The organism is Weissella sp. DD23 (assembly GCF_001579105.1).
In the GTDB taxonomy this organism is placed as follows: domain Bacteria; phylum Bacillota; class Bacilli; order Lactobacillales; family Lactobacillaceae; genus Weissella; species Weissella cibaria.
Map to the genome: position 1 here is coordinate 247,323 of NZ_KQ970392.1, position 1,703 is coordinate 249,025.

The window sequence follows — 1,703 nt, forward strand, 5'->3', positions numbered from 1 at the left end:
TACGGGACACGCAAAGTTAGATGGTGTGAAGATTGATTCATATGACTCAGCGGGTGTTTCAAAGAAGAAGAACTTCTGGTTTGGAACTGACCAATTTGGTCGTGATATCTTCAAGCGTGTGTTGTACGGTACGCGTATCTCATTGCAAGTGGCGTTGATTGCGGCTGCAATGGACTTGGTCTTCGGTGTGACATACGGAATCATTTCCGGCTGGCGTGGTGGTAAGACCGACGTTGTGATGCAACGAATCATCGAAATCATCTCATCAATTCCGAACCTGGTTGTGTTCGTCTTGTTGATTTTGATTTTGAAGCCAGGTATGTTCTCAATTGCTTTGGGAATTGCCATGACATCTTGGACATCGATGGCGCGTTTGATTCGAGCGCAGGTGTTGACGATTAAAGAGCAAGATTACATCTTGGCTGCCCGCACCCTGGGATCGTCAGCATGGCGTATCGGTTTGCGTCACTTGGTGCCAAATTTGAGTTCAACCATTATCGTGCAATTGATGTTCACGATTCCATCAGCAATCTTCTTCGAGGCCCTCTTGTCATTTATTGGGTTGGGAATTCCAGTGCCAATGGCATCTTTGGGAACGTTGCTTAACGATGGTCAAAAGGCGCTACAATTCTATCCATATCAATTGATTATTCCAGCGGTAATTTTGGCGGTTATTATGATTGCCTTTAACTTGTTGGGTGATGGATTACGTGATGCCTTTGATCCTCGTACAAAGGATTAATGAAAGAGAGTTAGCAAATGGCAGAAAAAATTCTTGAGGTTGAAGACCTAAAAATTAATTTCAGGACTTACAACGGTAAGGTGCAAGCCATCCGCGACATTTCTTTTGATTTGTACAAGGGTGAGACATTGGCTATCGTTGGTGAGTCTGGGTCAGGTAAGTCTGTCACGACACGTTCACTAATGGGCTTGCTAGCCAAGAATGCGGAAGTGGAACACGGTTCAATTAAGTTCCGTGGCGATGAAATTATCGGTAAGTCAGAAGACCAAATGCAAAAGTTGCGTGGAGCTGAAATTGCGATGATCTTCCAAGACCCAATGACATCATTGGATCCAACGATGAAGATTGGTCAACAAATTGCTGAGCCGCTCATCAAGCACAAGAAGATGAGCAAGAAGGAAGCTTGGGGCAAGGCGTTGGAAATGATGAAGCTAGTTGGTATTCCAAATGCCGAAGCGCACATCAATGATTATCCACACCAATTCTCAGGTGGTATGCGTCAACGTATCGTGATTGCGATTGCGATGATTAACCGACCAGAAGTGTTGATTGCCGACGAACCAACAACCGCGTTGGACGTGACAATTCAAGCGCAAATCTTGGACTTGATGAAGAAGGTTCAAAAGGAAATCAATTCTTCGATCATCTTCATCACCCACGATTTGGGTGTTGTGGCTGGAATGGCTGACCGTGTTGCAGTTATGTATGCGGGTCAGATTATTGAAATTGGTACAGTGGATGAAGTGTTTAACTTCCCACAACACCCATATACATGGGGCTTGCTAAATTCAATGCCAACGACAGAGACGGAACGTGGTGAATTGGAAGCCATTCCTGGTACGCCACCAGATTTGTTGGAGCCACCTGTTGGTGATCCGTTTGCGGCACGTAACAAGTATGCTTTGGCAATCGATGAAGAGCAGAAGCCACCATTCTTCCAATTGTCACCAACACACTTTGC

Annotated in this window: 2 protein-coding genes; both read left to right on the forward strand. The window is 45.2% G+C overall.

Annotated elements, in window-relative coordinates:
- A partial coding sequence (locus WEIDD23_RS05450) for an ABC transporter permease (protein WP_242865443.1) occupies positions 1 to 742 on the forward strand: 742 nt, incomplete at its 5' end.
- A gap of 17 nt (positions 743 to 759) precedes the next feature.
- Positions 760 to 1,703, forward strand: a 944-nt coding sequence (locus tag WEIDD23_RS05455) for an ABC transporter ATP-binding protein (protein WP_242865444.1), incomplete at its 3' end; no start/stop codon positions are given.